This window comes from Acinetobacter sp. ANC_7654 (genome assembly GCF_056779855.1).
On sequence record NZ_JBWYIR010000003.1, the window covers coordinates 89,520 to 114,829 of the forward strand.

The following is a 25,310-nucleotide window of genomic DNA, read 5'->3' on the forward strand; positions in this document are numbered from 1 at the left end:
TATTGGCGGTCATGGAATTTATAAATTGCATTAGGTAGTGGTAAGGATCCGAATCGGAATGATGGCAATCCCTTGGTCATCGAGCATGTTTTCCACTGCTTCAAAAACTTCGATCGTACCCTCGATCCAACAATGCTCGACCAATCCACCTAAGGTTTGGTATTCGCAGATGTCAGGATTGTCCGGTGCAAGCTTGGCACGCACTTGATCAATCATCTGATTCAACTGTACCGACGGCGGTATGGATGGATCTGATTCATGAATGTAAACGTACACTTCCGCTTCAAGTTCAACCTTGGCATCCAAGCCTTTCACAGGTGCTTCGGTTTGATTGCCTTGCGTCACGAATAATGCTGGACGCTCATCAGGTGCTACGTGATTGAAATGCTTTAAACGCCGACTGGTGGTTTTAATCCCCTCGATGCCTAACAAGCGATTAAACAATGCCTGGTAAATGGCTTCACTATTCACTGCTTAATCCCCTTTCAATTGCAGCATCAATATTCTTCGGTACAATCTTCGCCACTTCATCCAATGAATCACGCATAAAACGGCGCTCTTTCATGTCGACTTTACGAGAATGCGCTTTAATCATGATTTGACGTGGTGTGATCGGCTGACCAAAGACTTTCTTAATCATCCGAAGATGCGCCTTAATGGCCATAGCACCTTTAAGCCCAAATTCATGCGCAAAGGCATACGGTACCAAGGCACCACCCGCACCGACTGTACCCTCGATCCAATCCTTATCCTCTTCCACCTTGGATGAAACGGATCCTCTTAAACGTCCAGACTGCACATTCAAACGCTGACCTGTCAGCATGTCTTCCTGAATAGTGCGCTGAAGTTTAAGTGTGAGTGCATTTACCGTGCGCCGTATTTCGAATCGGACACGTTCATTGACCTCGTTAAAATCAACATCAGCATCAACACGGTAATCACTCATACATCACCTACTTTGCACCAGTTTCCTTTTTAGGTTCTGCTTTGGTTTCAATCGCACGTTTAAAACCATGCGGTGCCAGAATGTGTGCAATATCGGTATCCGACTCAATCACACCTTTTTCAACCTTGTATGTGGTGCCTGCAATTTCAAGCGAAGTCGCTTTAAAGTTTTCAGGCGCTTGATACTTAAATGACATGCCTTGCTCCTAAACAACGAAAGCACCAACACCAATACGATTGGGATTAGTACCATCATTGCCAACTGGAATTGAATTTTTTAATGCCAGGTAACGCTGACCATAAATACTTTGGTTATAAAATGCATCGGTACCCGAACGTGAAAAACTCACACTCTGACCTGCAATAGTCATACTCGAGGCATCTGAAAAGCTGTTACCTGACTTTGATTTGAGTGCAACCTTGAGAATATGTGCTGCATATAGACCCACAGCACGTTCTTTCAGATCACCAAATTCAAGCGCCGTTACAACAAGACCAGCTTCTTCTAATGCATCGGCAATTTCAGCATCAGAAGTATTTAATAATGTTGTGTCGTACTTAAACTTTAATTTAAAAGCTTGTGGGTCCATAGTTCACCTTATTCAGTAGCTTGAGCAAGTTTTTCTTGCAGCTGTTCAAGGGTTTCATCGTCAGCAAAGGTGATTTCAAGATCAGTCAGCGCTTTACGCACGTCATCAATCGTGAGCTCAGCAGGTTTGGATTCATCCTTACCTTTACCTTCATCAGTTTTACCTGATTGAGCGCCTTTGCCACGACCTGAAGCAGGTTTTTCAACCGCTTCTGCAACTTCTTCAAAAGCAAGCTCACCTGCATCAATCAGGTGCTTGGCAAACTTATTCTTTTGAAGTGCTTTGTGGTGATTGGCATCAACTACTACGGCGATCCCTTTAGGTAAAGTCACCAGGCCTGCAAAAACAAAAGCGGCATTAGAGCCGCTGTAAGTGTATGAATATTTAGCCATGAGATTTAAATCCTTATGCATGATCAAGGTAACGAAGTGAATCAACACGTTTCAACCAAACGCCCTGGTATTTGTAATGACCAGGTACAAGCACATCTAAGCCTTTTGGTTGCGCCGTCAGGAACTCAACGCTGTTACCTTTGAATTGAATACATGATGGATCACGGCGATAGATGATTGAACGGTCAGCACCTGCGGTACCTTTACCATTGCCACGACCAGAACCACGAATAGTTAATGTTTTGCCCTGAGTGGTGAAGATGTTGTTTTCTTCAATGTACTTCAGGAATGTTTTACCGCCTGAATCTGGCACGACACGTGTCGATAGATGCGTATATTGTGCTGATGCCATGAGATAGGTATCAGGCTCAATAGACGCATCACCGTCAAACAGGTCTGCTGAGTCAGCCAGCGAATTATTGAAGTCGGATAATACCTCTTCAATGGTCGCCGTAGACCAATCATGCTGACCTGTCACAATAGTGACACCTGTTTGGTTTAAGAAGCCATTCACCTGTTCAAGTTGACCACTCGCATTGGCTTTGGTGTAACCATACCAAGCCACATTCGACATGTGCTTTTCAGCTGCCAAATTTGCAGCCTGAACTTTATCCGCTTCAAGCGTGAGGTTCATTTGCTGTGCGGTCGCCAATTCAACCACTGAATATTGGTAGCCAATCACACCGACTTTCACTGGTAGGCTTACAGTATCGTATTCAACTTCTGCAAGCGGAATATCATCACCTGTACCAGCATAGTCTTCGCCGATACCCACGCCTTTTTTACGAGACAGAATTTCACCACCACCATAAACCGCATTTACATTGGTCACTGGGATGAACTTGGCATAGTCAAGGACCTGTGCAAGCTGTGGTGTAATTTCGTTTTGTTCTTCGATCTTTACGAAGAGCTGTGCTAATGCATCCATGTTGAACGCATCGCCAACTTGTGCCTGAATGGCAGGTGAAATCGGCGTTAAACGCGCTTTCATTTTTGCTAATTTGCTCATGTTTAATTAAGCTCCACGAAGATTAAGAAGGGCTAAACCATCGGCACCTGTCACGGTTTCCCATGCTGCACCTGGTAATACTGTTCCGTCAGTTGCTGAGCTCGACAAAGAACCCAACGGCGCCGCTGTGGTACCGTTTGCTGTTTTTACATAAACCGCTGCGGTAATGTCTGTGACTGGTGCAGTCGGTTTGACCCAAATCGCACCCTCAAACATGATCGGCAACATGTCACCAGCTTTATAGACTTCCTTGCCTGACGCATCTTTGCCAGTCTTGCCAACGCCGTGGCGTACTACAACACCGAAGCGTGTAGGTGTAGCACCAGTCACAGACTTAACTGACTTGCCGTCAGTCGTGCGGACAACCACATCACCGTCATTCACATTCACTAAGCCTGACAATGGCAGTGACAGTACGACCTCTTTAGTGGTTAAACGGCCACGCTGACCGACCACCGCATTTAATTGCTGAACCATGATTCAAGTTCCCCTTAAATTGTTTTGTATGCAGCAGACTTGTCATAACCCTTATTTTCATTCGGGTCTTGATTGTTGTTTTGCTGTTGTTGCTGTTTATGCAAAGCATCACCGACGGCATTGCCTGGTGTAGTCGTTTTGACCGCTGACAATGCACGGAATACCGTGTCGACTTGCTCAGGTTTAGCATCACCGACGGCGACACCACCAAGGACAGCTGTGACTAATGCATCACCTGCTTTAGCTGCAATCACGTCACGTTTGATCTGCTCACATGAACAGCCTTCAGTTTTGATACCAGGTACCAATGCAACAGCGTCCGCAATAACAGAGGCGCGTTCTGCAACGACCTGATCCAGTTTTTCAGGTGTCATTTGGTTTCGTTCAAGATCACCGACTTTCTGCTTCAGCTGTGCATTTTCAGTCTGCAAGGTATCTACCAATGCTTGAACTGCTGGCAATTCATCACCAATCGCAAATTGCTTGTCACCGACTTTGAGTTTTGCCGCTTTCAAGTTTTCAATCTGGTCTTGCTGGATTTTTAAGGCATCCGCTAAGGGCTTGTTATCGCCGATATCGAAACGAATACCGTTTACAACTACTTCCATTGTTTTTCCCTCTGTTGGGTTTGGGTTTTGGTCACCGACGCGACAATCACCGCCACAGCGACCGTATTTCACCAGCGCCACGTGATTGCCTTTAAAATTGATAAAGCGAGCTTGATACGGCGTACCATCAGGTGCCGTGCCTTGTTCAAGGACAAGATCAGCCGCATAGCCCAATGAGATTTCGACACGCTCATTGTTTTGAATGGCATTGATACTGTTTTGATCTTTGATGATCAGATCACCGACCATGAAATCACCTTCTTGGCGCACGTTTTCGCATTCGCCAATGTGGTATTCCTTCCAGTTAGAAGCATTGATTTCATTCTTTGGTGGGTGATAGTCCGTAGCATCTACGCCGTCGAATCCTTTCATCACATCTGGTTTAAACAGATCCTCAGCTGCCACATAGACATTGATGGTCTGATCCGCCGTGAAGCCTTCTAAATTTGGAAATTCATAGGCGTAGTACTGACGTACCTGAGGTGCTTTGGCCAAACGTACGTTGACGCACTTCAGATACCCTTCTTGAGTAAATGAGCGTGTACTTTCGCTTGGTGCAAAGTCCCCAATTTTGAGTTGGTAAATTTTATTCATGAGTTAATGACTCAGTTTTTGTAGGATTCCGCATAAAAGAAGTGCACAAGCCACAATTGCCGCCATGTGTAACAAGCATCGACCAAACAATTCTGAGTCGTTATTTGGCACCGATGATTCAAGCTTTTCCAATGGTGGCGGTGGTACAAATTCGGGTTTAGTCTCAGGCTGTTTAGGTGAATTTTGGGCATTAAAAAAGAGCCCATCGGCTCTTAATCTTTTCATTACTCGACTCACATCATGGTGATTCAATGCTTCAATATGAAAATTACAGCTGGTCACCCTATTTTTGTTTTGAGCTTCCAAACGGCGATAAAAACGCTTCTTGGAAAATTTCTTTTTACGCATGACATCACCTATGGTTTTTTTGGTGGATAAATGACAATTGCTGGCGTTTTTACATCTGGTGGAACTGGTCTTGGTTTCGGCTGATACCCTGAACCTTTAACACAGGAGCAGGTACAGCAGTGTTTACAGCACATAGATCACCTTTCTGTAGGTAATAAAAAAGCCACATTGAGAGTGGCTTTTTTTCATAAAGGTTATAGGTTATTTGCTTAAAGCACTTTTACTTTGTGCAACTAATGCTCTAGCCTCTTTCATGGCTGCTTTGAAATCCTGCCGCAATGAGACGACTTCTGATTTCGTCAAGGCTATTGGGCTTCTTGAAGTGCCCAAGCTCACCTTGCGTGAGATATTCGATTGGGAAACCAAATTCATTTTTCCACCACTCAGAAAGTTCAGGATGTTTATTGCGAATATAATTTAACGTTTTATCTAACGGGACAAGATCTAAATCTCGATAACCAGTTAAAGTAACTCCAAGTATAACCTTTCCACCATTAGATTCAATATGTCCTTTTAAAGCGGCCAATGTACCACCCATCGAAACAGTATCATCTATGATCACGTAGTTTCTACCCACTTCAACGTACCCATCAAACATTGGTTGGCGTACTATTCGCTCATATGCATTTGCATCAGTATGGTTTGCCTTAACTGTCTGAACAATATCATCACAAACTTCAAGACCTAAATCGCCACCAATAATCTCTGCAAAAACAGCAGGAATTCTATTTTTGCCTAAATGCTCTTGAGCTAAAACAGGAGCAAGTATTGGATTATGTCCAAGTATTAAAGCCCCAATATCTAAAATGTCTTCAGATGTTAAAACATGTTCTACAAGTAATTCATAAGCAGATAAAACATTACCACCTTTAGCTTGTAAGTATAGCTCTTCAGATGCTTTCCTTAGTGTGCCAGAGGGATATAGTACTTTGATTTTTGGGAAATCACCCCAAGGTGTTCGTACAAAATTAATAACTATATTCCTGTTAGAAATGTTCAATACCGTTATTTTAAGCGCTTGAAAGCCAAAAACAACTCAATCAATTAAGATATCTTCATAATTCGGCACCGCCGTGCATCGACAACCAATCTTTTCACCAGGGTGACCACCATCAGGAGGTGTATCCCATCGAAAGGTCTGCCCATGGTGACGACGACATAATGGCCGAACCCTTTCATCCTTTGCCGTTAAGTAATCGTATGTATCCACACCCATCGACGTTTGACGCTTCTTATTGATTGCGCCGTTGATCTTGCCCATCTGATCACGTGCAATGAGTCGTGCACGAATATCCGTACTATGCCCTAGCTTTTTAATTTCCTGAGCCAATTCCTCATTGGTCTGACCTGTTTGCAAGGCATTCATCACCAAGGCTTCAAGCTTATCGGTGTACTGACTTGGAATGGACTTAATCAGCGAAACGTTGGCAGCAATCTGATTATCAATTACATCCTGAATATCAGCACCACGGAAAAACGGCGTAAGGTCCACACCAAGGATGGTCTTGGTATGGCTGGCAACCTGCTTATCCACTTCCTTGCTGGTATCCATGACCACCTTAGTGGCCAAAGATACAGAAACTTCCAAGGTGTACTTCACCATCTTTTCACGTAACGCCGTGAATAAATCCGTCACCCAGCTATCACCAATGTTCTGCCCTACCGTAGGTAAAACAAAATCCTTGGTTTGTTCCTGGCAATACTTGGATATTTCCATCAGCTGACGTGTATAGAATAGCTCAATACGGCGATTGACCTTAACTGCCTTAGGCTTTGCCTTGCGTCCTTTCTTACGTTTCTTGATCTGCTGAAGCTGTGGTTTCAGGATCTGTATGATGGTCGTCATTCGCTGTCACCATTGTTTCTAGCAATTTGATGTGATCTTCACTGATAACCGAGTAAACGCCGTCGATATTCAACTGACGTGCGATCTGTGGCTCAGTGATGATGCCCATATTGAGATACTTCTCATCACGCTCAGCATTGGCTTTTTCCACTTCCGCACGGACTTTCGCATCTAATTGCCAAAGCGGATTAAATACCACATCCAGCTCAGGTATTTGACGTCCAAATGTAGACTGACAGATCACAGCAAGAAATTTCATCAAGATCGGCTTAAGGTCCCATTCCTGCTTAGTAGCAATCGAGTCGTAATAATTACGAGTGTCATGCTCACCAGTGGCATTCATACCTGCGGGTGACTGGCCAAACAGAATCGTATATGGGATATCTGCGGCACCCGCCGTCTGGACTGAGAATTCACGCATCATGTCAGGCAAGCCGCCGAAACTATACGTTTTTGATTCGTACTTTTCTTCAGCATCAAGGACTAACATACCGTTTAGGCTTTTCATCAGCCCCACAGACATGAAACGTTCCATGACGCCTTTCATATCCTCTCTAATCTTATCAACCAAGTTCGGCGTTTGAATGACATCAATCTTTGATTCATGAATAAGGCTAGCAGATCCACGCTTCACACTGGCATGATCCAGCAGATCCTCATAGACTTCTTGCAGAATGCTTTGAGGCTCTTCATTCACCACATCGGCATGAGCAATGCGAATTAGACGAGTATGGTGAATGCGCTTTTTCGCTTCATTCCCCATTTTCATTTCGTAAAATTCAGGCTGTTTCAGTAGTCCACAACATGCCGACGGCGGTAAATAACTGTTTTTATCCGCCGTGATATATTTCTTTTTAACGACCGTGAAGAATTCCAAACGGCCTTGGCCGAGATTGGAAATATCTAAAGGTTGGTCTAAGGCAGCGCCGTCAGCCGTTCCAAGCAGAATGTACACAACGCCGTAGAGGCGAGAAAGAATTAGGCCCGATAAAAGCACATGCTCTAAGTGAAACGCCTTACACGCTTCCTCAAGGCGTTTTAAATCATCACCTTGAATGCCTTCATAGAACCATCCAGCACGCAGCATGTCAGATGCAGGGCGATTGACAATACGGCGTGCAAGCCAATTCTGATACACCGCTTCAAGTTGATCATCGTCAATGTCTTTACGGACGAACTTGCCACCTGTGGCTTTGTCACGCTCGGTACCAATATTGGATACCAAGTTGGTATATGCACCAGCATCGCCAATGGCGTTGATTGCCTGTTTTACTGCATCTGCTACAAGCGTTTTAATTTTACCGCCTGTATCAGACTTTTTATCTTTAGCCATAAATACCTCTAATCAAATACAGTCGGCTTTTTCGCAAGTGAGTCATTAATCGCATCGATGGTAGGATCCCATTGGTCATCATGCTCATGTGTGAAGTCGGCTTTAAGACCCTCGATTTCTTCAACATAATTCAATAACCACGGCGCACTCACAGGTAGAACAACACGACGATCCTCGACATAGAACACTACATCCATAGTACGAGTCAGCTTGTCTGTATCACGCTGAATCGCTTTGATCGGTAATGTGGTTTCACGCGAAATGTTTTGAATCAGCATCGTTCCAGATGCTTTATCCTCGATGGCCATGTATCGAAGCTTGCCGATCTTGGTATTGCTTTCCTTATGCTTATTGATGAAAGCCTTAGCTTCCTTAATCAGCTCAGGTGCTTCCCATTTGCCACGGCGCACATCGATGATGTACAAGCGATTGTCATAACCAAGCCCTGCACATAAGAACACTGAATAGTCGTTATGCTCTTTGGTTTTTTGCGCCGTATCTGCCCATATCGCACGCCACTTGAGTACTGGTAACTCATGGTACCGATCGAACCATTCAGCCTTAACAAGGTCACCACCGAGCTTTTTAGGCTCTTGCTGGTACTGACTGCTGAACGTATAACGTGACACTGTAGCGCCGTCTTTATCCTGACCGCCCTTCTCTAACTGCAGTAATGACTGTAACGACTCTTTCAGTGGCCAATAACTCTGACGTCCTTTCTCATCACGCTCGACATCACGTGGCACTTTACGGCGTATATGCTCAGGCAAGGTATTGATGTAAGCATCATCAATCAGTGCCGGTATCGAGATCTGATGCCATTTCCCTGGCACGTTGCCAGTCATCACAAAGTTAGTCGGATCCTCAACGTGTAAACGCTGCATAATCAGAATAATCGGTGTAGATGATTTGGCTTTACGTGAGTTGACCGTGTTCAGAATCTTACGATTTGCCTTGTTACGTGCCGTCTTACTAAATGCATCTTCAGGCTTGAGCGGATCGTCCAGGATAATCGCACCGGTAAATCCAGCATCTGCCAAAGTACCTGCACGGCGGCCCGTAACTTGACCACCCATCGAAGCTGAATAAACATGTCCCGCTTCATATCCATCTACAGTCGTTTTCCAGCTTGCCTTAGCATCGGTACTGGTCGAGATCTTCACAGGCCATAAGCCCTGAAAATCAGCCGATTTCACGATGTTTCGCGCCGTAGACGACACATCCTCTACAAGTGACTGCGAGAATGACAAATATAAGAATCGTGAACGCTGATTCCGTGCGATACCACGTGCGATCAAATTGGTCAGTAGTTCAGTCTTACCTGAACCAGGTGGAACGTTAATAACTAAATTTTCGATTCGTCCGGCAATGACTTCATCAATGGCCCAAGCTATGTATTCATGGTGCCAATTGACTGAGAACTTAAACCCCATACGAGGCATGAAAAAACGGCGTGTGAAAAACAAATGTTCACGTTCGCATTTCTCACGTTCGATCTTTATCTCAAGCGGTCTAGTATTTACTTTCGAGTTCATCTAACACCTGCTTCACTAATTCAGGGCTAGCATCCACGTAGGTAACATTTTCGCTTTGTAATGGTCCACCACCTGCGCCAGTCAATTCTGTTTTATTGGTGTATTTGCCACCGACGTCTTCAGCCACCTGTTTAAGAATGGTCAGCTGTAAAATCGGATTGCGTTTGTTCTGTGGGTTATTCAGCAAGTTCTCATAATGACGTAAGCGCACGGCGAGATTCGCCAAGGGCATTTCATCTGTATTTTTACGGAACTGCTCCCGGGTTTTATAAAACTCGTCAGCTAATGCTTTACTGAGGTTTTGTCCTGTCCGTTTGGTCGGGTCGTATGCCTCACACTGCTGACGTGAAATAGTGATGCCAAACTCTTGTTGGACAAGCTCAACGGTTTCAGTAGGTGTATTCCACTGCGCTAAGCTACGTACGATAAAGAGTTTGTGCTTTTGATTTAGCGTTGCCATTGCTCTTTATCCGTCCAACTTCGTCCAACTCAATGGACAAAAAAATTTAAACGACCTTCAGAAAGCAAGTACCGCACGCATGGTAAATATCGGCTCTTGAAATTTCAGGTCGCTGTTTCGCTGCATCAATCATGTTTTGAACTTCTTCGCTTGCACCATAACGGCGTACCACACCAGTGAATTCCTCCACGTCATGCCCTTTGATCTCAAGCTTTGGTAAACCTGTTTCACGGTTAAATTGTGGGATACCCCATTCATCACGCTTATGTGCAATGTGGTAAAGCTCATGCTCAACCAGTGCACAAAAGGCAATATCATTCGCCACTTGGGCAAATTTGGAATCAACCGTAATGAGATATTCAGGAACTTGACCAAACCATTGTTCAAATTGTTCCTCTTGGCGTGCTTTCTTCCATCCACCCATATTGATCATGACTTTTTCAGCTTGACCAACGACAAAACGCCCCTGTTTGATAAATCCGCCGTTTGCCCACATCACGGCGATCTGTGGCCAGTAAAATGAGTCCAGGTGAATATGATCAGGGTTAAACACTTCAGAATGTTCATTTAGGAATACAGCTTTAATCCATGCCCATAGTTCTGGTGCTGGCATGAAGTTAGGTGTATCCAAATCGAATATTTCTTTTGGTGGGTATGGTCGAACTGGTATGGCTTGTCCGACTTCTTTCATAAATTTTTCCATTAAAAAAGCCACCTTACGGTAGCTTAAATTTAACCTCTAGCTTCTCTGCCAGTCTCATCTTCAGCAATTCGATAACGCCAATATCGATCTGGCTTAACCCAAACCACATTATCTTCAGTTTGCATTTTGAATCCACTATTTACATTGAGCTTAAGAACCAAGTTTCCATCTGTATTTTCTTTCAAAAAATCCATTTGGTTTTGTTTTACAAGGAAATCAACCACATCTTCTTGATAGAGACATCCATCTTTTTCCAAATTATTAAGCATCCAATGAATCACATCACTCAAGTTCAGGCTCTGAACTGGGAGTAGACCCTGCTTGCTGCTCCTCTTTAACCAGTACTAACTCACTTTTATAAAAGAAGCCTGACTCCAATTTCTTTCCAGCAAACCACTGACAGCGATATTGTCCTATATTTTGTCCAGTAGTCATAAGTTTGTTCACAGACATATCTGGGCCACCTGCTACGGACTTAACCACTGTTCCTACAACTAATTCTTGATTATTGTCTTCACTCATTTTTTTCTCTAAAAGTACTAATGAAATTAATACTTTGGGTTTAACACAAGTAATTCAAGATATAAATTTAAAAATTTTTTAATATAATACGTTCCGTAAGTTTCGGATGCGCTCCTTAAGCTCAATCATGATTTCATCAATCGCAATCATTTGATGACGCTTAAGTCCTGAACGGCTGAGGTTTTGATATTTAGCCAGCTCCGCACAACAGAACTGTAAATCTTGTTTAGCTTGCACACGATCTGTCATATAAGTCCCTACCGCGTTAATACAATATTTCAAACAAAAGAAACCCCACTAACAATTACGTTAGTGAGGTTTAGTGCCGTAATAAGTTCGGCAAGTACTTCAAAAAGGGCTTGCTCTTACCTGCGAGCCCTTTAGGTTGGCATGGTGCAAATACATGCATGCGTTAGAAATTCAAGTTAGATGTTAAACATCCAAGTTTGTTGAAAGGAAAACGCAATTCCGTATTTCAACTTGAACACTTCCGTATTGCTTACGGTTACAACCCAAGATCACATTAACACCCCTTTAAACTTGAAAAATAAAGTTAATGTAAGGGAATTTATTTATCGCTTTAACTTGCTAATTCAATGAACGATTAATTATGTTAATAATTTAAATGGCAAAAAAATACCTCCTGAGTGAGGAGGTAAAATTGAAGAACAGGTTAGGTCCTGTGCATAAATAATATTCAATTTCTAAAAGCGTAGCATTAGCAATAAGTTACAATATTATATTAGAAGAATTCATTAACCTGAAGATTTTAATTCAAGCTGTCTATCATCTTGAGTAACCTTAATTTTAATATTTTGATAAGTACGCTTACTAGGATTCATAGCGGATCCCACCACCTCTTCAAAAAACCTTCTATCTTTCATTAACTCTGCATATAGCTTGTAGCCTATCAATATTCTTTCAGGTTTTTTATTATTTGCTAATGTTTCTTTAAAAATATTGTTTAACTGGTTTACATCTACCATAAATAAAAATTAGCTCTAAATTTAAGAAGCCCATTATGCCTTATTTAAAAGTACAAACAATGACAACTGCCTGTTATTAAAGCTTTCAGAACAAACAAACGTTTAAAACACTATACTTCGTAACTTTATCACCAAAAAAAAGAAATATTGATAACAAAAAAGCCCACCATTTGGCGAGCTTTTAAATTAACTTCATGTATCAACGTACACTTCGGTCACTATAGCTGAAATATGCCATAACCCTTGTGCAAGGTCAAACATTCATCATTGTCTTTGAACAATATGTTCGTTAGTATTTTTAGTAACCTCATCTCGCTGCTCAATGATGTCTGATTACAAGCTAACCTTAAGTGAATATTTATCCACTGTTCAAGAAGTTATACGGGTCACCTTTGATGAACCTGTTTGGGTCAAAGCAGAGATAAGAAATTTAAATATTAAAAGCGGACATTATTATCTTGAGCTGGCTGAAAAAGAGGAAGGTTCAGACAAAGTGATCGCCAGTTGTAAAGCGACTATTTGGAAGTCTTCTGCTCAAAAGATGGTTCTAAAGTTCGAACGTGAAAGTGGTATTGAGTTATCTCGAGATCTTAATGTTCTGATAAAAGTTAAAGCCAAGTTTGACACTCAATATGGTTTCTCAGTTAATGTAGAAGATATTGATTCAAGCTTTACGTTAGGTGACATAGCACGGCGTTATCAGCAGACATTAGAAAAATTACAAACCGAAGGTCTTGCAGATAAAAATAAACAGCTACCTACGCCGTTTGATATTCAAAATGTCCTGGTCATTGCACCTGAAAATGCTGCAGGTTTAGGCGATTTCAAAAAGGATGCTGATGCATTAGACAAAGCCGGTGTCTGCCATTTCGTTTATCACAGTGCAACTTTCCAAGGCAATACAGCGCCAACAAGTATCCGAGATACTTTAACAACTGCCCTTAAGCAATGGGTCAAAGATTATGAAGTTGCCCCTGATCTCATCGTTCTTATTCGCGGTGGTGGATCTGTAAATGATTTAGCATATTTAAATGATTTTGATTTGGCAGCTCTGCTTTGTAAGCGTTCCGTCCCTATCTGGGTCGGTATTGGCCATGAAAAAGACCGAACGATTTTAGATGAAATTGCACATCGATCTTTTGATACACCCAGTAAGGTCATTGGAGGTATACGTAATTTGATTGTAGAGCGTGTCCAAGATGTATCTGATTCTCTACAAACTATTAAGTTGTTATCTCAGCATCAGATCACGGCGTATCAAAGCCAGAATGATCAATACATAAAGTCAATCAAGACACTGGCGAATAATCAAATTAGTTTAACTAATCGAAATTTAGACTTAATTAAAGACACCACTCAATATTTAGCTCAGCAACAGGTTAAGCTGGCTTCTCAGCAAGTTGAATCTCTCATGCGCGAAACATTACTTCAGAATCCCAAAAATGTTATGGCCAAAGGTTTTGGTATCGTCCGTAGCCAAGGAAAAGCAATACGTTCTATTCAACAAATATCAGGTGATAGCATTCAAGTAGAATTACAGGATGGTATTATTACTGCCAATGTGACTCAGGTATCTAGCAATGACTAAGAAAGAATTAACGTTTAAAGAAGGCTATGAAATTCTCAAAAAGAACACCGAGCTCCTTGAGTCTCAAGATGAACCAGATATTGATAATTTGATGAAAATTGTTGAAGAATCGATGTCAGCATATAAAGCCTGTAAATCACGTGTAGACGCCGTTCAACAAGCTTTGAATGAGACATTTAAGGATTGAAATGCATAATTCACTTGAAAGCTTCTTAAAAAGAATATCTTTTTTCCTTATTTATTTACCAGCACTCATTTATGGTTGCCAAATTGCTTATTTTTCAGGAATAAGTGAACCGTTGGGAATAGACATCTCATCCTTAGGAATGAATTATTTTGAGGTTTCATTTTTTGGTTATTTAAATCTATCTACTACGTTTTTAGATAATTTAAATAAACTAGTATTATTAATTGCATTTTCTATATTGTATTTAGCCATAGCATTTTTATTACATGTTTTGGCGATTCACCCTTCAGAAAAAGAAAATGAAAAATTCAGAGTTGATGCACTATTATCTAGTTTTGAATTTCAGAAACCGATTATTTACTCTAAGTTTGTCAAAATGGTTAATTCATTTTGGTTTACCACTACTATCTATTTCTTTATATTTATTTTTAGTCTATTTCTCATTTTTACATTCTATAATAAAGGTAAAAAAGATATTATTTCTACTGTTGATAAGATTAAGACATCTGAAATTTGTGAATACACTACTGGTTATATCAAACAAAATAACGAACAATTCAGAGTCAAACCTATTCTGTGTGGCAACTATAAATGTTATGGAATTAACTTAGATAGACTTGAAGTAATCACTTACCTCCCTGAAAACTATAGTCAATTTTTAAATGTCCCAAATAAATTTAAATAAATGAATACTTCAATAACGGTTAATAAAGCACCTTATTTGGTGCTTTTTTTATATCCAACAAACCCATACCGACTATGCAAAGCAGCTAAACCGCACTTAACATCCATTCTTGAATCTGCTTGAGTACGATTTTCACGTACCATTTCAGACCAAGAAGCCCCATAAAAATAACGATCAATGATTGCTTCCATCCAATCATCTAAAATTTCAGATTGTCCCTGCATATCTAGTATTAAACGCTGTACGGCGCGTGCTTCATTATCATCAATCTGACACACAATTTTTGTCTGCTTTAATTTTGGTAATTGATAATCACCAGTCAGGAAATCAACAATGATTTTTGATTCCTGTAGATCGGTCAGTTTTTTCTGTTTTCTTTTCTTAGTGGCATGATCCATGGCCACTGCAATTGGATTAATACTTTGGCTACATGTACCACTAACTGAATTCATCCATGCGCCGAATTGGTGTAACCATCCTTCTAAATCAAAACGTGACCAATCTATTGTTTGTAAAATATGTTGTTTCGTTGCCTCTGCTACAACCATTACTATTCCCCTACCATCTTCTCAATTTGTTGTATTGCTAAACCTGATTTCACTTGTTCTGTACTAAACCGTAATACCTGGTAACCCATCATTGTTGCTGAGTTATATTTTTCCATGTCACCGATATACCCCTTGCCTCTGGTATGGCGTCCACCACTCCATATACCGCCTTCGACCTCAATCAATATTTTCTTGCCGATTAGGTGAAAATCAGCCTTCCATTTGCGTTTGGGATGAAACCTAAACTCTCTCTCAAATTCGATTCTGTGCGCCTTAAGTTGTAAAGCTAATATCGACTCTCCCATACTTTCAATTTGCTTATCACGGCGCGGAGATTTTGACTTAATTAAATTTTTACTTTTTGAGCCGTACAAGCTTTTATATTCAGCAAGGGAAATACTTGTCATACTGATTTTCCAAAAGCGATATCAGCAAATAATTCCCTTGCTGATTTGCTCAATCTGAATCCCTGCGGAGTTTGGCCATCCTTTTCCACGAGCCCCCAATTCGCCAGTCCATTCAAATAACGTTGCAGGCTACGGATTGAAATTCCCATGTTCGGTTGAATCTCATCGAAAATTTGTTTCACAGAGATTCTTCCATTCGTTGAAGACATGATTCTCAAGATCATCAGGTTTGTAATCGTGCGATCAGCTTCAGTCACGCTGCACCTCCCATTAGCACGCCGTTGAAACCTACTTGTTTCAAATAGGATTCCCACTTTTTCGCCTGTTCAGGTTTTTCAAGTTTCATTGAGATACGTGCTGCAAGTTTTTCATAGGACTCACCTGGCTCAGCGTATTTACCAGCAAACTCTGGATGCTTAGCTAATTTCTGAGCAAACACCTGAATCTGTTTGTCAGTGAGGTATTTTGGTTCTGCAGTAGAATTTAGTTTCTGATGGCCAGTGGAATTTGAGTACTTGGTGCGGTATGCGTTGATCAACCAATCTGCAAAATGGAAATTCATCAGTTCATCACAGAGATTCTTTCCAGCGTTGTATATTTCAAATGCTCGTTTTTCACGATCACCCCAAGTTGCGTTCATGAGCATTTCAAAATCCAAATCAGGATCAGCCAGAAAAATTTCTTCACGAAGTTTTTTGAAGCAAAGCCACCCTTTTTTATTTTTAGATTCTAATGGAAGATTCATTGGGAGATTCTGTGTCCCGTTAACGGCACTATTCAAAGTCCCGTTATTGGCACTATTCAAAGTCCCGTTAACGGAATCATTCCGTTTTTGGTACTGTTCCGTTTCTGGCACTATTTCAGGCAAATTTTTTTCCTGTAATTGTGCCGTTTTAGGCATAGTTTCACGGCTATTTACGCCATTTAGTCGATATACTTTTACACGCTTTGTTGAACCTTTTCGTTCTCCAGTATCTGAGATCAAATGATCTTCCAGAAGTTCAGCAATAATCCTAAGGACGGTTTTACGCTCAAGACCGGTATCTTTCTCAAGACGTTGCATACTTGGAAAGCAGCAATGGTCTTCACCGGCACGATCGGCCAGTGAAAGCAAAATGAGGCGTTTCAGTGGTATACGACAACCACCTTTCTTTTCGCTCAATTCCACTCTCCAAGCCCAGTTTGTTGCATCTAAGCTCATATTATTTCCCGTCCCAGTTTGCATTACTTTCTATCAGTAGCTTTAAATATCTTTTGATATGGCGCATGAACGTCACCACGTTGCCAGCTAAGAATTCCTGATCTAAATTGTTTTGAGAGGCTTGATGTGCTAAATTTGATTTCATATTCATATTTGATTTACCTCGAATTGAATAACCTGAAGAAGCCTGACCTCGACCGTCAGGCTTTTTCGTCTACGCATGCATGAATTTGCGAATCCAGCTTTGCTAAAAATAAATGCAGTTGATGTATGACTTTAGACATGTCCAAGGCTTCTCCTTGCGTAATACGTCCATCTGCCATCATTTCTCTAAAGACTTCACATACATCCCCACCCCCCTTACCTATGCTTAAAACTAGATCTGTTAGCGCCGTATCTCTACATTCGGGAATCTGAGGAAGATCAATTGAGACCTTTCCGTGTTCAGCATTAAATGCTTGCAAAATTCTGCAATCCCCTGTGATCGCGATTAACTTTGAAGCTTCGACCAGCGTTAGATGATGTGTTTCCGTATTTGGATTGACTTTACTGTTCAGCACAGCAGGACTTTTAATACCAAGGCGTGGCGCAAGTGCATTTGCTCCGCCTGGATAATCGTGAACTGTGTTATATGCAGCATCAGTTATGTTCATTCGTAATCCCTTTGAACGTGTTTTTAGGCAGATGCTTTATTACTATTTTGGTTGTTTACTTCATTTCTAGGAATCAACCCAAAATGTTGCAAAATCTCGGTTTCAGATACTTGACCATTACTTGCTTGAGCCAAAGATTTTCTAAGATTTTTTCTTGGCTCTTTATAGCCATAAAGTAAGTGTGTTTTTAAATAACCCACTGTAGTACCAGCATTTTTTGCATAGATCTCTAAATCACTAGGATTTAATTCATTAATAAAATCTCTAAAATTCATAGATTGACCCTCTCATATGAATTCAAATATTACCTTTTAGGTAATGTAAATACAACCTTTTTTCTTGTTTACCTTTTTGGTGATAAATCTACAATTAGTAAATGTGTCTCGTCACACAGAAATAGGAATACTATGGACAGCAAATCAATCAGATACAAAAACACTCGAATCCTTGTTGATCAAGTCGGCGGAGTATCCAGTTTTGCTGAGAAAATTGGTAAAGGACAATCTCAAACCAGTCAGTTCGCAGGTACAAATCCTATAAAAGGAATTGGTAATAAGGTTGCTCGTGAAATCGAAGATGCATTCGATAAACCACATGGTTGGTTAGACATTCCGCATGTAGATGAAAAAGCAATATTAGAACCAAATATTTCTTCCCCAATCCCTATCGCTGGTCTTCTAGTTCCAGTTATTTCGTGGGTTCAAGCAGGATCTTGGACTTCAGTTGACTCAGTACCTAATGGCACACAATTTGAAGAATGGTTACCCCCTAACCCTAAATGCGGAAAGAATGGATATGGATTGGAAGTCGTCGGAGAATCTATGATGCCTGACTTTAGACCAGGCGATAAGATTTATGTAAATCCTGATTTTCAAACGGCGGATTTGAGAACAGGTGATCTTGTAATCGTTGCTTGTGAAGGTGATGCTGAAGCCACGTTTAAAAAATTAATATTAGAAAGTGGGAATGTTTACTTACAACCGTTAAACCCTCACTGGCCTGAACAAACTATAGCTTTAGTTGATGGCTGTAAGTTGGTTGGTAAGGTTGTTGGGTTGTATAGGGATGTTTAAAAGTAAGTCACCAGTGACTAAAAAGCCGCTATATGCGGCTTGGTTATTGGGTTTTATCGGGATGTTTCGTTTTTCAATATTAGTTATTTTAAAAAATTAGGGGTAATCATGAGCCAATTATCATTATATAGTAATGAAAAACCAGATAATCAATCAGTTAAATTTCAAGTAGATGGTAAAATTTTAAATGAGCTTTCGAAACAAGTAACTAGCCATATCTTTGCTCTAGGAGAGCTTATAAAAAATAGTTATGATGCACAAGCAACGTATATAAAAATTACATTTGATTTGCATAAAAGCTTACTAACTATTGATGATAATGGTATTGGAATTTCTAAGGAAAACATCCAATCCTTATTACATATTGCAAAAAGTAATAAGAGATACGCCGAAAAATTCACCTTCGATGTAAATGATCGAAAAATTGAGCGTTTTACACAAGGATCAAAAGGTTTAGGTTTATTTAGTGCATTTAAATTTGGGAATATTGTTAATTGGGATACTAAATTTAAAAATAGCGAATGTATTAGCTTAACTATTGATAAAAGGCAAGTTATAAAATTATCAAATATTAATAGTGCTGTATATAAATTAGAAACAGGAAAAAGAAAAGTTAGTGGTACTACCATTACTATAAAATTAGACACCAGTGATAAAGAAATACTTTTTACTTATAAACATTTAAAAGAACAAATCAATACAAAGCGTTTGGTAAATTTTTTCTTAGACGATTCTTTAATAATTGATTTCAACTTAATAAAACAAGATGGAATAATCGAAGATAATTTTCCAATTAAAACTATTAAAGACAAAGAACTAGAAAAAGATATTTTTAAAAGAAATTTATTTAAAATAGTTTTCTCAAGTAAAAATAACAATGTTGATTACTTCTACAAAAATCAAAACAAACCATTTAAAAGCTTTACCTATGAATTAAAAAATAAGGCTTACACAATAAAATTGACTATTTATGCATTTATATTTAAAACAGGTGATAAAAAATTTATAAACTCATTATTCTTAAATTCTAGAAAGGATCTAACTCCGTTAATTTATATTAATGGTGCATTATTTAATAATGATAATATTTTTGATCCATCTATAACTCGAAAGATTAAAAGTAGTAAAACACTTTCTCAGCTTGTAGGATTTATAGATATAACATGTACACATCCAGATCTTCAGTTTAACAATGAACGCACTGACTTAGTTTTCAATTCATTTAATGAAGACTTAAAAGAAGATCTTAGAAATATAAATATTTTCATACAGGAAAAAGGGAAATATCTCGAAAAGAATTTACCAGCTACCATTGAAGATGCCCCTCTCAATCACGATATAAACCCTGATGAGAGCGATACCCCCGCTGAATCAGAGCCAGATGAGAGTGTTACAATTACTGAGCCAAAGCCAGTTGTGAATTTAACTCCTGCTGAGCCAGCTCCAGATGAGAGTGTTACAATTATTGAGCCTGACATAGAAGGATTGATTGAAGCTAATCACATTCCATTCATACAACTCCATCAAAAAGAAAAGAATATTAAGTTTTCAGATCAATCTGGAATTATTGATCTAAAGACTTATTTGCATGAAGCAAAAGATAGTACAGGGAAAACAGTAAGCTCATCCCAGCTAAAAATAAGTATTGATGGTAAAATCTTATCATCAACATTCCTTCCATCAATCGATCAGTCGAAAACACTTCAAATTAAGTTTTTCTTTGAGGATCCGATTCTGAAAGATCACCATGAAAAGAATTTTATTTGTAGCGAAATTCTTACGTTGTCGTTTGAAAAGAAAAAAACCTCTTTTGATCACAGTGAGGAAAATCATCTATTAATTGAGCCTTTAGGTTATAAAGAATATAAAATAAAACTTGAAGGAGTTGATAGATTAATACAACAGATCAATGACCTGTATAATAATTACAATGAATTTGATATGTGTATTTCCGCCTCTTTGCGCTTGATATTTGATTTAACAACTTATAGATATCAACAGCTCACTAGAGATGAAATTAATTCAGATTCACTTGAGAAACAAGTATCAAGCATTGTAAATAAAATTACAAATCCTCCGGAAAAACAACACTTTTCGGAAGTATCAGAACTGCTAGATGCAAGATTTAAAATCAATAAAAACACATTTAATCCTGGACTTTTTGCAACCAAAGTTTCAATATCTAATCTTGGCTCTCATACTGGCTCGAGTCATCTTTCCATTGAAACAATTAAAGACATTGCTAAATATGCGGGATATTATGCCCAACTTGTTGATGCACATTGTAAGGTTAAGGGGTTGATTGAAAAGTGAGTGACATTTCTTTTAGTGACTATAGAAAAAATGACATCCATGGAGTTAGTTTATATCCAGCTACGATGATTGCCCCTGTTCAGCATAAAATTATGGCTAGTCTATTTAGGAACAATAATATTAGCTCAGTTTATGACCCTTATCACGGTTCAGGAACAGCCCTATTTGAAGCAGCAAAACTTGATCTTAATTGTAATATCATAGGCTGTGATATTAACCCACTAGCTCATTTAATAACTTATAGCAAGTTAAAAGGAGTGACTAAAAACATTATTGAGGATATTCGAAATCTTTCATTCCATATAGAAAATGTACCAGATTATGATTTTGATTTTTATAATATTCAAAAATGGTTTAGGCCAGATATTATTTTCTCTTTAAAGCAAATCAGATGGGCAATTACTCAAATCAAAAGTAAGCGTAACCGATCATTTTTTTGGATCGTATTTGCAAATATTATTAGGAAATATAGCAACAGTCGTTCATCTACATACAAACTCCATATTAAAAATATAGTTGATATTAATAAACCTCGAAACAATGTTATCCAAGATTTTATGAATCAGGTTGAAAAGCACTATCCAAAGTTTAATTTAAGGGCACGTAATGTGACTCTTTTAAAAGGTGATATTTTAAAAGTATCTCATAAGCTGGAGAGCCGTAGTATTGACTTAACTATTACATCTCCACCCTATGGTGATAATGGAACAACTGTACCTTATGGTCAGTTCTCTACTTTACCTTTATTTTGGATAGATTCTAAAGACTTACAATTAGAAGGTTGGGAATTATTAAATTATTCAAAAATTGATAAAATGAGTCTTGGTGGAGATAATCGAAATATTTTATCTGATTTTGGCATGCAATTATTAACACCATATTTAATCAAAATCTCAGAATCTAAACAACAAAAGGTAATTAATTTTTTTGCTGATTACTTTATTTCTCTTGATGATATATGTCGTGTTACTGATAAATATATAGTAATGACTTTAGGTAATCGTACTGTTGATAGAATTAATATAAATCTTACTGATATAACGTCTACCTATTTAGAATCCAAAGGCTTTAAACTTTTAGATACTTTAAGTAGAAACATCCCTTTAAAAAGAATTCCTAAAATGACCTCCAAAGTAAACAATGAGTCCGTATCCTCCATGAATGAGGAATTCGTAATTATACATAGTAGACTTTAAATATTTACCCACCCAGTGTGGGTTTTCTTTTGCCTAGTATAAAATAAAAACACCTTAAAGATAATAAAAAGATAATTTAATAGTTGCAATTAATTACCTTTTAGGTAATATTTATCTCACAGACAACAAAAAAGCACCCCTGCCTTCGAACTCATGGGTGCTTTGCAAACTGCGAGATCAATTATGAATCTAAATTTCACCCCATTCAATACCGTCGCGGTAAGTTTATTAGTTTCTAGTGTAACGATTGGTGCATTAGTCTTCACTAAACAACCTCAAGCGACGGATTTAAAGCTTAGCTATTCAAGCTATGTTCCTAATCAAACATCAGTCGCAGCACTAAAACTGACCTCTGAAACGACTGGCTATGCTGTAATACGTTTTGATGAATACACACTCGACGTGTCATTCGACTATGAAAAATTCACAAATGATTACGGCGTTCCTGGTAGTGAATTTGACGATGCAATGATTACGTCGCTGACAATCGATAAAATTCACGATGTATTAGGTAATTCAGTATCAGATTTCACAGATCACAATGACCATTACAACATTAATCAAATGCTGATTACTCACATGCATAAGAATCGCATGTTAGGGGGTGTGTAATGGCCCTTCCTATCATTGAAGCGAACCAAACATTATTGGTTCAAGCCATCATTGTTTATCTCTATGCGGATCCAGGACTTGGCAAAACTTCAATTGGCTTTACAGGTGATAAAGCCATTTCCTTTGACTTTGATAAAGGTGCACATCGTACTGGTGAGCTTCGTCGTGGTGCAGTAGTTCAAGTTCAACAATGGTCGGATGTAGCAAATCTCACACCTCAAGATTTAGCTCCATATAACACAGTGGTTATTGATACTGTTGGCGCCATGCTTGAAAGCATCAAGACACACTTGGCTTTGAACAATACCAACAAACAAAAAGATGGTTCACTGAAATTAAAAGCTCAAGGTTTAGCGAACAATATCTTCAAACAATATGTAAATACATTGATTGCATCAGGCAAGGACGTGGTTTTCATAGCACATGCTTCTGAAGATCAAAACGGCGATCAAATTGTATATCGTCCTGATCTAGGCGGTAAGAACCGTAACGAGCTTTATCGAATAGCCGACATTATGGGTTATTTAACGACTGTGACCACTGGTGAAGGTAAAAATGCTCGTGTCATTAGCTTTAAGCCTTGCCCTACTCACCATGCAAAAAATGCTGGTGGCTTAGGTGGTGAAACTGGTGAAGTATGGGTACCTGACTTAAAACAAAATCCTACATTCTTGGCTGACATCATTAAACAAGCAAAAGACCATATCAACACGATGACACCTGAGCAGTTAGAAACTATCAAAGCGGATGAAGACTTTGAAAATTGGAAACAAAGTTGCAATGAAGCTCAACATGCTGGGGATTTAAACCAACTCACTGAATCATTACCTCAGGGCCATCGTTACGTAATGGATATGTGGTACGCAGTTCAGCGTCGGGCTAAAGAACTAGGCTGTCCATACAACAAAGATGAAAAGAAATGGCTCAATTCACCTGAATTCAATGGCATTTCAAATGAGCAACTTGCTCATCTTCAAGACTTCATTGCAGAACGTGGCTTAGACACTAAAACCGTTTGTGAATACTTAGGCTTAGATGCCTTGGCACAGATTGAGGTAAAGCAATTTGCAGCGGTTAAAGTCGAAATAGATAACTATGCGAAAAGTATGGTGAAAACATGAAATTTAATTATTCCTCTATTACCCGAACATTGACAGTGTTCGGGACGCGAATGACCCATATTTTCGAAAATGTTGGTATTGGTGAAATTGATTCTTTGGTCATCAATGCAAAGTTTAAAGAAGCGACTTGGAGAACGAAATGAGCTCTGTAAAAAACATCCAAAAAGAAGAAAACGAGCAACGCTTACAGAAAGCTAAAAACAAAGTCTTTGCTGCTTTGGAAAAGGATCCGCTTGGTTTGTCTATGGCTCAGCTTATGACGATCTGCCAGCTCAGCATCAAGACAGTTAAAAATGTTTTGTCAGTGATTGAAGTTGACCAGGAAGACGGCGTGTTCTTTTTAAATGGCAAGCCTAAGGCTGAAATCAGCAACCCAGAACATGAGCTTGCTTTGCGTTTCTTTAAAGTTGCTCAGAAAGAATTGGACTCAAATACATTTAATCGTATTAAAGAAAAGGCGAAGGTGGCGTGATGGATATTCAAAATTTTATAGCTGAATTTAAGAAGACTTTCGTTTACGACATGCTTAAAGATTACGTGTCTGACGAAAAGCTATTTGATCATGTGGTTGAAGACACTAAAGTCATTTGGATGAAAGAGCAAACTCGTCAAATGTGGTCAATGTGGCAAGCAGCTAAAGAGAATGCGGTGCCTGAAGGGTTTGTTTTGGTGTCTCAAGATAAGGCAAAAGATACTGATCGTTTGAACTTTCTTCTTGGCGATGATCGCTATATTCGAACGGTGGTTCATCGTGACATTCAAAATGAAGACTTTGAAAAAATTGGTGAGCACTATTTATTCACCGAAGTCTATTGGATTGATGGATGGGATTACCACGAAAACTCTTCTTCTCAATCTAAGCGTGGTGCAATTGATAAAGCCATGCTCGAATCACAGGAGCCAGCTAATGACTGAAATTCAACGCACTAACATTGATTTTGCAAAGAACTTTCTTGAATTGATTGGTCCACGTGTAGGAAATGGAACTGGTATTCAAGGCACATTAACAGATGGTGAATTAGGCGCTCTATATCACATCGTTCAAGAGTGGTTATTTGAACATGATTTACCTGAGAGTGTGGTTGAGAGTTTAAAGGAGGTTTCTTAATGGCTTTGAAAAGTTTTAAGAATATCAATGAAGATGAACGATCTAAATTATTAAAACCATTTTTAGATGCACCTAATGATCAAAAGTTTGGACAAGATTTGGTAGCTCTATATTTAGATTGTTCCCCGTGGACTTTAGCAAGAATGCGCTGTGATGGGTCTGAACTTCCTTACACCAAAATAGGTCGTCGAGTTGCTTATAGAAAAGCTGATGTACTCGCTTTCGAAAAAAGAAGAACTGTCACCTGCACAGCACAATACGCATAATTTA

General features: G+C 39.3%; 38 protein-coding genes. 13 read left to right on the forward strand and 25 right to left on the reverse strand.

The features are described 5' to 3' along the window. Positions 1-30: 30 nt before the first annotated feature. The 19 genes from AC1M86_RS04690 to AC1M86_RS04780 all read right to left on the reverse strand — a co-directional run bounded on the left by AC1M86_RS04690 (position 31) and on the right by AC1M86_RS04780 (position 12,348). Positions 31-471, reverse strand: coding sequence for a hypothetical protein (locus tag AC1M86_RS04690; protein WP_481607367.1), 441 nt, complete (start codon positions 469-471; stop codon positions 31-33). Beyond that, positions 464-946: a hypothetical protein gene (locus AC1M86_RS04695; RefSeq protein WP_163170142.1), complete on the reverse strand. Its 483-nt coding sequence runs from the start codon at positions 944-946 to the stop codon at positions 464-466. The genes AC1M86_RS04690 and AC1M86_RS04695 overlap by 8 nt, the downstream gene beginning before the upstream one ends. Before the next feature lie 7 nt (positions 947-953). Further along, positions 954-1,142 carry a hypothetical protein gene (locus AC1M86_RS04700; protein ID WP_481607368.1) on the reverse strand — a complete coding sequence of 63 codons (189 nt, stop codon included), beginning with the start codon at positions 1,140-1,142 and terminating at the stop codon, positions 954-956. A gap of 9 nt (positions 1,143-1,151) precedes the next feature. Then, positions 1,152-1,535 (reverse strand): DUF4054 domain-containing protein, encoded by a 384-nt coding sequence (locus AC1M86_RS04705; RefSeq protein ID WP_481607369.1) that lies wholly within the window; start codon positions 1,533-1,535, stop codon positions 1,152-1,154. A gap of 8 nt (positions 1,536-1,543) precedes the next feature. Further along, positions 1,544-1,927 (reverse strand): hypothetical protein, encoded by a 384-nt coding sequence (locus AC1M86_RS04710; RefSeq protein ID WP_481607370.1) that lies wholly within the window; start codon positions 1,925-1,927, stop codon positions 1,544-1,546. A 13-nt stretch (positions 1,928-1,940) separates the two neighbouring features. Further along, the gene (locus AC1M86_RS04715) at positions 1,941-2,936 is read right to left on the reverse strand and encodes a DUF2184 domain-containing protein (RefSeq protein ID WP_481607371.1); all 996 of its coding nucleotides are present in this window, start codon (positions 2,934-2,936) and stop codon (positions 1,941-1,943) included. A gap of 6 nt (positions 2,937-2,942) precedes the next feature. Further along, the gene (locus AC1M86_RS04720; protein WP_481607372.1) at positions 2,943-3,413 is read right to left on the reverse strand and encodes a structural cement protein Gp24; all 471 of its coding nucleotides are present in this window, start codon (positions 3,411-3,413) and stop codon (positions 2,943-2,945) included. Between the two features lie 14 nt (positions 3,414-3,427). After that, a complete protein-coding gene (locus tag AC1M86_RS04725; RefSeq protein ID WP_481607373.1) occupies positions 3,428-4,615 on the reverse strand; it encodes a DUF2213 domain-containing protein in 1,188 nt (395 codons plus the stop codon). A 3-nt stretch (positions 4,616-4,618) separates the two neighbouring features. Next, on the reverse strand, positions 4,619-4,963 hold the full coding sequence (locus tag AC1M86_RS04730) for a hypothetical protein (RefSeq protein ID WP_481607374.1): 345 nt from the start codon (positions 4,961-4,963) through the stop codon (positions 4,619-4,621). A 241-nt stretch (positions 4,964-5,204) separates the two neighbouring features. Further along, positions 5,205-5,963: a phosphoribosyltransferase gene (locus tag AC1M86_RS04735; RefSeq protein ID WP_481607375.1), complete on the reverse strand. Its 759-nt coding sequence runs from the start codon at positions 5,961-5,963 to the stop codon at positions 5,205-5,207. A 36-nt stretch (positions 5,964-5,999) separates the two neighbouring features. Next, a complete protein-coding gene (locus AC1M86_RS04740) occupies positions 6,000-6,809 on the reverse strand; it encodes a phage head morphogenesis protein (protein WP_481607376.1) in 810 nt (269 codons plus the stop codon). After that, positions 6,754-8,142 (reverse strand): DUF1073 domain-containing protein, encoded by a 1,389-nt coding sequence (locus AC1M86_RS04745; RefSeq protein ID WP_481607377.1) that lies wholly within the window; start codon positions 8,140-8,142, stop codon positions 6,754-6,756. The genes AC1M86_RS04740 and AC1M86_RS04745 overlap by 56 nt, the downstream gene beginning before the upstream one ends. 8 nt (positions 8,143-8,150) lie before the next feature. Next, positions 8,151-9,677, reverse strand: a complete 1,527-nt coding sequence (terL, locus tag AC1M86_RS04750; RefSeq protein WP_481595312.1) for a phage terminase large subunit — start codon at positions 9,675-9,677, stop codon at positions 8,151-8,153. Further along, positions 9,655-10,137 (reverse strand): DUF2280 domain-containing protein, encoded by a 483-nt coding sequence (locus tag AC1M86_RS04755; RefSeq protein ID WP_168396906.1) that lies wholly within the window; start codon positions 10,135-10,137, stop codon positions 9,655-9,657. Before AC1M86_RS04755 ends, terL begins: the two co-directional genes overlap by 23 nt. 46 nt (positions 10,138-10,183) lie before the next feature. Continuing rightward, the gene (locus tag AC1M86_RS04760) at positions 10,184-10,828 is read right to left on the reverse strand and encodes a putative metallopeptidase (RefSeq protein WP_481595661.1); all 645 of its coding nucleotides are present in this window, start codon (positions 10,826-10,828) and stop codon (positions 10,184-10,186) included. A gap of 41 nt (positions 10,829-10,869) precedes the next feature. Beyond that, positions 10,870-11,109, reverse strand: a complete 240-nt coding sequence (locus AC1M86_RS04765) for a DUF6953 family protein (protein ID WP_481595313.1) — start codon at positions 11,107-11,109, stop codon at positions 10,870-10,872. Positions 11,110-11,122: 13 nt separating this feature from the next. Further along, positions 11,123-11,323 (reverse strand): DUF2158 domain-containing protein, encoded by a 201-nt coding sequence (locus AC1M86_RS04770; protein ID WP_481607378.1) that lies wholly within the window; start codon positions 11,321-11,323, stop codon positions 11,123-11,125. A gap of 117 nt (positions 11,324-11,440) precedes the next feature. Continuing rightward, complete coding sequence (locus tag AC1M86_RS04775; protein WP_481591009.1) at positions 11,441-11,611, reverse strand: hypothetical protein; 171 nt, start codon at positions 11,609-11,611, stop codon at positions 11,441-11,443. 506 nt (positions 11,612-12,117) lie between these two features. Further along, positions 12,118-12,348, reverse strand: a complete 231-nt coding sequence (locus AC1M86_RS04780) for a hypothetical protein (RefSeq protein ID WP_179998039.1) — start codon at positions 12,346-12,348, stop codon at positions 12,118-12,120. Positions 12,349-12,673: 325 nt separating this feature from the next. Here AC1M86_RS04780 and xseA point away from each other — a divergent pair, with 325 nt between their 5' ends. From xseA to AC1M86_RS04795, 3 genes are read left to right on the forward strand one after another with little or no spacing between them, the layout of a single operon-like run. Next, positions 12,674-13,936 (forward strand): exodeoxyribonuclease VII large subunit, encoded by a 1,263-nt coding sequence (gene xseA / locus AC1M86_RS04785; protein ID WP_481607379.1) that lies wholly within the window; start codon positions 12,674-12,676, stop codon positions 13,934-13,936. Beyond that, positions 13,929-14,123: an exodeoxyribonuclease VII small subunit gene (gene xseB / locus AC1M86_RS04790; RefSeq protein ID WP_481607380.1), complete on the forward strand. Its 195-nt coding sequence runs from the start codon at positions 13,929-13,931 to the stop codon at positions 14,121-14,123. Before xseA ends, xseB begins: the two co-directional genes overlap by 8 nt. 1 nt (position 14,124) lies before the next feature. Beyond that, positions 14,125-14,808, forward strand: a complete 684-nt coding sequence (locus AC1M86_RS04795) for a hypothetical protein (RefSeq protein ID WP_481597051.1) — start codon at positions 14,125-14,127, stop codon at positions 14,806-14,808. A gap of 32 nt (positions 14,809-14,840) precedes the next feature. Here AC1M86_RS04795 and AC1M86_RS04800 read toward each other — a convergent pair whose 3' ends face one another. From AC1M86_RS04800 to AC1M86_RS04825, 6 genes are all read right to left on the reverse strand, one after another. Continuing rightward, the gene (locus tag AC1M86_RS04800; RefSeq protein ID WP_481607381.1) at positions 14,841-15,356 is read right to left on the reverse strand and encodes a hypothetical protein; all 516 of its coding nucleotides are present in this window, start codon (positions 15,354-15,356) and stop codon (positions 14,841-14,843) included. A 2-nt stretch (positions 15,357-15,358) separates the two neighbouring features. Further along, complete coding sequence (locus tag AC1M86_RS04805) at positions 15,359-15,763, reverse strand: DUF559 domain-containing protein (protein ID WP_481607382.1); 405 nt, start codon at positions 15,761-15,763, stop codon at positions 15,359-15,361. Then, on the reverse strand, positions 15,760-16,020 hold the full coding sequence (locus AC1M86_RS04810) for a helix-turn-helix domain-containing protein (protein ID WP_179998045.1): 261 nt from the start codon (positions 16,018-16,020) through the stop codon (positions 15,760-15,762). The genes AC1M86_RS04805 and AC1M86_RS04810 overlap by 4 nt, the downstream gene beginning before the upstream one ends. Then, positions 16,017-16,964: a helix-turn-helix domain-containing protein gene (locus AC1M86_RS04815; protein ID WP_481607383.1), complete on the reverse strand. Its 948-nt coding sequence runs from the start codon at positions 16,962-16,964 to the stop codon at positions 16,017-16,019. The genes AC1M86_RS04810 and AC1M86_RS04815 overlap by 4 nt, the downstream gene beginning before the upstream one ends. Positions 16,965-17,164: 200 nt before the next feature. Beyond that, positions 17,165-17,617: a phage regulatory CII family protein gene (locus tag AC1M86_RS04820; RefSeq protein ID WP_481587469.1), complete on the reverse strand. Its 453-nt coding sequence runs from the start codon at positions 17,615-17,617 to the stop codon at positions 17,165-17,167. A gap of 23 nt (positions 17,618-17,640) precedes the next feature. Beyond that, the gene (locus AC1M86_RS04825; protein ID WP_481587470.1) at positions 17,641-17,892 is read right to left on the reverse strand and encodes a hypothetical protein; all 252 of its coding nucleotides are present in this window, start codon (positions 17,890-17,892) and stop codon (positions 17,641-17,643) included. Positions 17,893-18,024: 132 nt separating this feature from the next. Between AC1M86_RS04825 and AC1M86_RS04830 the strand changes: the two genes are divergently transcribed. From AC1M86_RS04830 to AC1M86_RS04875, 10 genes are all read left to right on the forward strand, one after another. Continuing rightward, a complete protein-coding gene (locus AC1M86_RS04830) occupies positions 18,025-18,690 on the forward strand; it encodes a LexA family protein (protein ID WP_481607384.1) in 666 nt (221 codons plus the stop codon). Positions 18,691-18,798: 108 nt separating this feature from the next. Continuing rightward, the gene (locus AC1M86_RS04835; protein WP_481607385.1) at positions 18,799-21,003 is read left to right on the forward strand and encodes an ATP-binding protein; all 2,205 of its coding nucleotides are present in this window, start codon (positions 18,799-18,801) and stop codon (positions 21,001-21,003) included. Next, the gene (locus AC1M86_RS04840; RefSeq protein ID WP_481607386.1) at positions 21,000-22,199 is read left to right on the forward strand and encodes a TRM11 family methyltransferase; all 1,200 of its coding nucleotides are present in this window, start codon (positions 21,000-21,002) and stop codon (positions 22,197-22,199) included. The genes AC1M86_RS04835 and AC1M86_RS04840 overlap by 4 nt, the downstream gene beginning before the upstream one ends. Positions 22,200-22,382: 183 nt before the next feature. Next, positions 22,383-22,811: a hypothetical protein gene (locus AC1M86_RS04845; protein ID WP_481607387.1), complete on the forward strand. Its 429-nt coding sequence runs from the start codon at positions 22,383-22,385 to the stop codon at positions 22,809-22,811. Beyond that, a complete protein-coding gene (locus tag AC1M86_RS04850; protein WP_481607388.1) occupies positions 22,811-23,932 on the forward strand; it encodes an ATP-binding protein in 1,122 nt (373 codons plus the stop codon). Before AC1M86_RS04845 ends, AC1M86_RS04850 begins: the two co-directional genes overlap by 1 nt. After that, positions 23,929-24,075 carry a hypothetical protein gene (locus AC1M86_RS04855; protein WP_481607389.1) on the forward strand — a complete coding sequence of 49 codons (147 nt, stop codon included), beginning with the start codon at positions 23,929-23,931 and terminating at the stop codon, positions 24,073-24,075. The genes AC1M86_RS04850 and AC1M86_RS04855 overlap by 4 nt, the downstream gene beginning before the upstream one ends. After that, positions 24,072-24,404 carry a hypothetical protein gene (locus tag AC1M86_RS04860; RefSeq protein ID WP_481607390.1) on the forward strand — a complete coding sequence of 111 codons (333 nt, stop codon included), beginning with the start codon at positions 24,072-24,074 and terminating at the stop codon, positions 24,402-24,404. The genes AC1M86_RS04855 and AC1M86_RS04860 overlap by 4 nt, the downstream gene beginning before the upstream one ends. Next, positions 24,404-24,847 carry a hypothetical protein gene (locus AC1M86_RS04865; protein ID WP_481607391.1) on the forward strand — a complete coding sequence of 148 codons (444 nt, stop codon included), beginning with the start codon at positions 24,404-24,406 and terminating at the stop codon, positions 24,845-24,847. The genes AC1M86_RS04860 and AC1M86_RS04865 overlap by 1 nt, the downstream gene beginning before the upstream one ends. Beyond that, positions 24,840-25,040, forward strand: a complete 201-nt coding sequence (locus AC1M86_RS04870; protein WP_481607392.1) for a hypothetical protein — start codon at positions 24,840-24,842, stop codon at positions 25,038-25,040. Before AC1M86_RS04865 ends, AC1M86_RS04870 begins: the two co-directional genes overlap by 8 nt. Next, positions 25,040-25,306, forward strand: a complete 267-nt coding sequence (locus AC1M86_RS04875; protein ID WP_481589973.1) for a helix-turn-helix domain-containing protein — start codon at positions 25,040-25,042, stop codon at positions 25,304-25,306. Before AC1M86_RS04870 ends, AC1M86_RS04875 begins: the two co-directional genes overlap by 1 nt. Positions 25,307-25,310 lie beyond the last annotated feature (4 nt).